Below are 5,833 nucleotides of genomic sequence, written 5' to 3'. Positions count from 1 at the left end.
CGATGGTGCCGAGCGCGCGCTCGGCGGCGGCGGGGTTCGCGGCCGCGGCGTACCGGCCGCCGTCGGCCTGCGCGATGACCACGGACAGGGAGTGGGCCACGATGTCGTGCATCTCGCGCGCGATCCGCGACCGCTCGGCCGCGGTGGCGATCTGCGCCTGCTGGTCGCGCTCCACCTCGAGGCGTTCGGCGCGGTCACGCATGGCCACGAGCATGGCGCGCCTGGACCTGCGGACCAGGCCGAAGGCGAACGAGCACGCGAGCAGGGTCGTGATCAGGACGATCACCGGGATGGAGTTGACCAGCGACGCCGTCTCGTCCTGGGCCGCCAGCACGACGCCGACGGTGACCGGGCCCACCACCGCCATGCCGCAGGCCATCAGGTAGGCCCAGCGCGGGCCGTAGACCGTCACGCAGTACATGGAGACCAGCACCGCGAAGTCGGCCGGGAGCACCGTGGGGACGCGGAGCACGATCACCTGCAGCATGCAGATCACGAAGACCGCGACGGTCGAGGCGACGGGGTGCGTGCGGGCCCAGGGGAGCGGTGCGAGGACGGCCGCGGAGACGAGCATGGTCTGGAGCGAGCCGTGCAGGGTGGGCGCGTAGACGTCGCCCGCGAGGACCACCGCGAACAGGCCCACGAGGACGGTCAGCGCGAGGTCCACCACGAACCGGTACCGCTCGGACCAACCCGCCCACCGTTCGTACCAACCCATGCAGGTCAGAGTAGGTGTAACCGTTGCGCCGGCGCGTCATACCGTGGTAGCACTTGCGCCATGGCGGTGTCAGCCGAAAGGATTCGGTACGAGCCCTGTCAAGAGGCCTGACCGGGTAGCGCCAGAGCGTCGGTTATGCCCTACGATGGCGAAATGACTCACGTACTCCTAGCCGAGGACGACCCGGCCATTGCCGAGCCGTTGGCACGAGCGCTCTCCCGTGAGGGATACGACGTCGTCGTGCAAGGAACCGGCAAAGGTGCGATCGAGAGCTCGACCGGTGCGGACATCGTAGTTCTGGACCTGGGCCTTCCCGACATGGACGGGCTCGATGTCGCGCGCGAGATCAGGGCCAACGGCCTCACCGTGCCCGTCCTGGTGCTGACCGCTCGCGCCGACGAGGTCGACCTCGTCGTGGGCCTCGACGCAGGTGCCGACGACTACGTCACCAAGCCCTTCCGCCTGGCCGAGCTGCTCGCCCGCGTACGGGCGCTGCTGCGCCGCTCGCACGGCGAGACCGGCGAGGAGGAGGAGCTGCACGCGCAGGACGTCCGTGTCGACGTCTCGGCGCACCGCGCCTTCCAGGGCGACCGCGAGCTGCACCTGACCACCAAGGAGTTCGACCTGCTGCGCGTGCTCGTGCAGAACGCCGGCTCCGTCGTGGTCCGCGACACCCTGATGCGCGACGTGTGGGGCTCCGACCCGGTCGGTTCCACCAAGACGCTGGACATGCACGTGTCCTGGCTGCGCCGCAAGCTCGGTGACGACGCCAACGCCCCGCGCTACGTCTCCACCGTGCGTGGCCTCGGCTTCCGTTTCGAGATCGGGGCGAGCTAGCCAGATGCGCGCCCGCGTACTGCAGGCGACGATCGCCGCGGTTGCGGTCGCGGTCCTGCTCCTGGGCATCCCGCTCGCGATCTTCGGCGCCCGCTACATCTACGGCCAGGAAGTTCAGCGGGTCGAGACCCGGGCGCAGGACCTCCTGGCTTCGTCCGTCAACTCCTACGAGCGCAACCGCTCGGCCGCCGAGGCCGGGTTCGTCGACCAGTCGGTCGTCGACCGCGCCGTGCAGCCGCAGGGCAACGACATCGTCGCCTACGTGACGGTGAACCAGCCGAACGGCGAGCAGCTCGTCTCGGGCGAGCCCGTGGCCGGCGCCACCATCGACCGCGGGCTCACGTCCGAGGAGCAGCCCGTCATGGGCGTGGTGGTCTCCGTCTCGGCCTGGCCGGCGTACATCAAGGCGATCAACGTCGTCGTGCTCGTCGTGTTCGGCAGCGTGGGGGCGTTCGCCGCCGGCGCGGTCACAGCCGCGTGGCAGGCCAACCGGCTGGCGCAACCGTTCGTGTACCTCGCGGCGTCGGCGGAACAGCTCGGCGCGGGACAGGTGCGTCCACGATTGGACCCCTCCGGGGTGGAGGAGATCGACCTGGTGGCGGCTGAGCTGGCCCGCAGCTCGGACCGGCTCGCGGCGCGGCTCGCGGTGGAACGGCAGTTCACGTCCGACGCCTCGCACCAGCTCCGCACGCCGCTCACCGCGCTGACGATGCGCCTGGAGGAGATCACGCTCACCTCCAGCGAGCCCGAGGTGCAGGAGGAGGCGCGGATCTCGCTCGAACAGGTGGAACGCCTGGTCGGCGTGGTCGACGACCTGCTCGCCCGCTCGCGGCGCGCGCAGGGCGGCACCACGGAGTCCGTGGACGTCGCCGTCGTCTTCCTCCAGCAGGAGGAGGAGTGGCGCGAGTCCTTCGAACGGGCCGGCCGGCACCTGAACGTCGAGGACTCGGGCGGCGCCCGCGTCCTGGCAACCCCCGGTGCCCTGGCCCAGGTGCTGTCCACCTTGCTGGAGAACTCGCTCAAGCACGGCGGCGGCACCACGACCCTCCGGATCCGCGAGGGACAGCGCGGCGCCATGGCCATCGAGGTCACGGACGAGGGCGAGGGCGTGCCCGAGGACATGCAGGGCAAGATCTTCGAGCGGGGCGTCACGTCCGGCGCGGGGACCGGCCTGGGCCTCGCCCTGGCGCGCGACCTCGTCGCCGCCGACGGCGGGAACCTGCAGCTCACCCAGCGCACGCCGCCGGTGTTCTCGGTGTTCCTCTCGGGCGTGCCGAAGACCCTCGACCCGCACCAGGTGCTGCCGGTGGGGTCGAAGATCTCCACCCTCGGTCAGAAGAAGGTGCGCGGCCGCCGGTAGGCTTCACCGACGTGAGCGCAACAGATTCCAGTCAGTCCGGCCCGCCCGTCGTCGCCGTCGTGGGCGGCGGGCAGCTCGCCCGCATGATGGCCCCAGCGGCCGGTGAGCTGGGTATCCGGCTCCGCGTCCTGGTGGAGGACCCGGCGTCGTCCGCGGCGCAGGTCGTCACCGACGCCCCGGTGGGCGTGGCGTCCGACGAGGCCGCGATCCGCGCCCTGATCGCCCCGGACGGCGACCGCGCCGCCGCCGTGCTCACGTTCGAGCACGAGCACGTGCCGAACGCGCTGCTCACGGACCTGATCGAGCACGGCACGCCCGTGCGCCCCGGCCCGCACGCGCTGGTGCAGGCGCAGGACAAGATCGTGATGCGGCAGCGGCTGACCGAGCTCGGCGTGCCGTGCCCGCGGTGGGCCCCGCTGCCGGCGTCGTCCCCCGAGGAGGGGCGGGCCGCCCTGACGGCCTTCCTCGACGAGGTCGGCGGCAGCGCCGTGGTGAAGACCTCCCGCGGTGGTTACGACGGCAAGGGCGTGCGGGTGGTCACCTCCGCGGACGACGTCGCCGACTGGTTCGCCGCGGTGGCCGACGGCGGCCCGCAGCTCCTGGTCGAGGAGAAGGTGCCGTTCACCCGCGAGCTCGCGGCCCTGGTGGCCCGCCGCCCGTCGGGCGAGGTGCGGCCGTGGCCCGTCGTCGAGTCGATCCAGCGCGACGGCGTCTGCTCCGAGGTGATCGCCCCCGCACCGGGCCTGCCCGCCGAGCTGGACGCCCGGGCGCGCGAGATCGCGACCACGGTCGCCGAGGGCCTGGACGTCACCGGCGTGCTGGCCGTCGAGCTGTTCGAGGTCCCCGGGCCCGACGGGACGCCGACGGTGCTGATCAACGAGCTCGCCATGCGCCCCCACAACAGCGGGCACTGGACCATCGACGGCGCCGTGACCAGCCAGTTCGAGCAGCACCTTCGCGCCGTCCTGGACCTGCCGCTCGGTGCGGCCGAGCCGACGGCCACCTGGACCGTGATGGCGAACGTGCTGGGCTCCACGCTCGACGAGCTGACCGACGCGCTGCCGGACGTGCTCGCCGCGTTCCCCGAGGCGCGGGTCAACCTGTACGGCAAGGGCATCCGGCCGGGCCGCAAGCTGGGCCACGTGAACGTGAGCGGCGACGACCTGGCCGAGGTCCGGCGCCGGGCGGTCACGGCCGCGGCCCTGCTGCGCGGCGAGACGCCGTCCCGGGTCGAGCCCGTCTCGCGGGTCGAGCCCGTCGAGACCATGACCACCACCGAGGAAGGGGCGAACGCATGAGCACCAACCCGCAGGTCGGCATCGTGATGGGGTCGGACTCCGACTGGCCCGTCATGCAGGCGGCTGCCGAGGCGCTGGACGAGCTCGGCGTGCCGGTCGAGGTCGACGTCGTCTCCGCGCACCGCATGCCCACCGAGATGATCGACTACGGCCGCCAGGCCGCGGACCGCGGGCTGCGCGTGATCATCGCGGGCGCGGGCGGTGCGGCGCACCTGCCCGGCATGCTGGCGTCGGTGACGCCGCTGCCCGTGATCGGGGTGCCGGTGCCGCTCAAGTACCTCGACGGCATGGACTCGCTGCTCTCGATCGTGCAGATGCCGGCCGGCGTGCCGGTCGCGACGGTCTCGATCGGCGGGGCGCGCAACGCGGGCCTGCTCGCCGCACGCATCCTCGGCTCGGGTGCGGGCGACGAGGCGGCGGCGCTGCGGGAGCGCATGGTGGCGTTCCAGGCCGAGCTGAGCGCGGTGGCGCACGCCAAGGGTGAGAAGCTCCGCGCCCAGCTCTGACCCCCCCGGACATGTCAGACGCCCAGGTCCCTCGAGGGACCTGGGCGTCTGACATGTCGCGGCGAGGGCCGGGTCAGGAGCCCGGCATGCCGCCGATCTTCTCGCCGGCCGGGTACTCGCCGTCGCGGATCTTGGCCCAGAACTCGCCGGTCTGGTTCTCGTCCAGCAGCACCGCCGAGGCGCCCGACGGCGTCCGGTAGTTGACCGTCGCGATCGGCGGGGTGCCGGTCACGCCGTCCTTGCCGTTCGCGGACCGGAACGCGAGGCCCAGCTGAGCGACGTCGATGATGCCGGTGTTCGTGTCGGTCACCAGGGCGGAGAGGCCGGCGTCGGCGAGGCCGACCTGGTTGACCGGGTTGAGCAGGACACCGGGGTCGGCGACCTTCTTGCCGATCGCCCCGATGACCTGCTGCTGCCGCTGTGCGCGTCCGATGTCGCCCGTCGGGTCGGCGTAGCGCATGCGGGAGAAGGCGAGCGCGGTCTTGCCGTCCGCGACGTGGCAGCCCTTCTTCCACTTGAGCTTCGACTTCACGTCGTGCACGTCGTAGTCGAGGCACAGCCGCACGCCTCCGACGGCGTCCACGACACCCTCGACGCCGCCGAAGCCCACCTCGACGTAGTGGTCGACGGTCAGCCCGCTGAGCCGCTCCACGGCCTGGACCAGCATCGGCGCGCCACCGTAGGAGTACGCGGCGTTGATCTTGTTGCTGCCCGAGCCGTCGGGCATCTCCGCGAACGTGTCACGCGGGATCGAGATGAGTGCCACCGGACCGGACCGCGGCTTGTGCAGCACCATGATCGTGTCGGTGCGGGCACCGCTCGTGGAGTCGTTGATGCCGCCGCTGCCGCGCGCGTCGGAACCCGCGAGCAGGTACGTGGTGCCCGGCGTGTTGTCCGCGTCGGACAGCGCCTCGACGTGCTGGATCTTGCCGTTGGCCCAGATCAGGAGGCCGATGGGCCACGCGAGGATCGCCAGGAGCACCAGCACGGCGACGACGCCGGCCACGCGGCCCTTGCGGATGCGGATGTTGCCGTTCCCCCGGCCGCCGCGCCCGCCCGAGGCGAGGGCACCGGCGGGGTAGTTCCCGCCCCGGCCGTTGCCGCCGGCCGCGGG

6 protein-coding genes are annotated in these 5,833 nt (G+C 72.3%); 4 read left to right on the top strand and 2 right to left on the bottom strand.

Translation table 11 applies throughout. The annotated features are described in order from the left end of the window. Positions 1 to 718: DUF7134 domain-containing protein (locus PROKR_RS32490; RefSeq protein WP_036960816.1), on the bottom strand; the 718-nt coding region annotated here is incomplete at its 3' end. Between the two features lie 153 nt (positions 719 to 871). Here PROKR_RS32490 and PROKR_RS06325 point away from each other — a divergent pair. The 4 genes from PROKR_RS06325 to purE are packed head-to-tail and all read left to right on the top strand — an operon-like array spanning position 872 to position 4,719. Beyond that, positions 872 to 1,555, top strand: coding sequence for a response regulator transcription factor (locus tag PROKR_RS06325; protein ID WP_026366105.1), 684 nt, complete (start codon positions 872 to 874; stop codon positions 1,553 to 1,555). A 4-nt stretch (positions 1,556 to 1,559) separates the two neighbouring features. Next, complete coding sequence (locus PROKR_RS06320; protein ID WP_036960815.1) at positions 1,560 to 2,915, top strand: sensor histidine kinase; 1,356 nt, start codon at positions 1,560 to 1,562, stop codon at positions 2,913 to 2,915. Positions 2,916 to 2,926: 11 nt separating this feature from the next. After that, positions 2,927 to 4,213 (top strand): 5-(carboxyamino)imidazole ribonucleotide synthase, encoded by a 1,287-nt coding sequence (locus tag PROKR_RS06315; protein WP_084800284.1) that lies wholly within the window; start codon positions 2,927 to 2,929, stop codon positions 4,211 to 4,213. Next, entirely contained in the window at positions 4,210 to 4,719 is a 510-nt protein-coding gene (gene purE, locus PROKR_RS06310; RefSeq protein WP_036960811.1) for a 5-(carboxyamino)imidazole ribonucleotide mutase, read from the top strand. The genes PROKR_RS06315 and purE overlap by 4 nt, the downstream gene beginning before the upstream one ends. A gap of 73 nt (positions 4,720 to 4,792) precedes the next feature. Here purE and PROKR_RS06305 read toward each other — a convergent pair. Beyond that, positions 4,793 to 5,833, bottom strand: a 1,041-nt coding sequence (locus PROKR_RS06305; protein ID WP_245605725.1) for an LCP family protein, incomplete at its 5' end; no start/stop codon positions are given.

This window comes from Promicromonospora kroppenstedtii DSM 19349, from assembly GCF_000515355.1.
In the GTDB taxonomy this organism is placed as follows: domain Bacteria; phylum Actinomycetota; class Actinomycetes; order Actinomycetales; family Cellulomonadaceae; genus Promicromonospora; species Promicromonospora kroppenstedtii.
This window is presented reverse-complemented; position numbering and strand designations above follow the sequence as displayed.

Excerpts from the sequence above, each read along its gene's own strand:
- PROKR_RS06325 (WP_026366105.1), top strand. The coding sequence starts at position 872 with ATGACTCACGTACTCCTAGCCGAGGACGACCCGGCCATTGCCGAGCCG.
- PROKR_RS06320 (WP_036960815.1), top strand. The coding sequence starts at position 1,560 with ATGCGCGCCCGCGTACTGCAGGCGACGATCGCCGCGGTTGCGGTCGCG.
- purE (WP_036960811.1), top strand. The coding sequence starts at position 4,210 with ATGAGCACCAACCCGCAGGTCGGCATCGTGATGGGGTCGGACTCCGAC.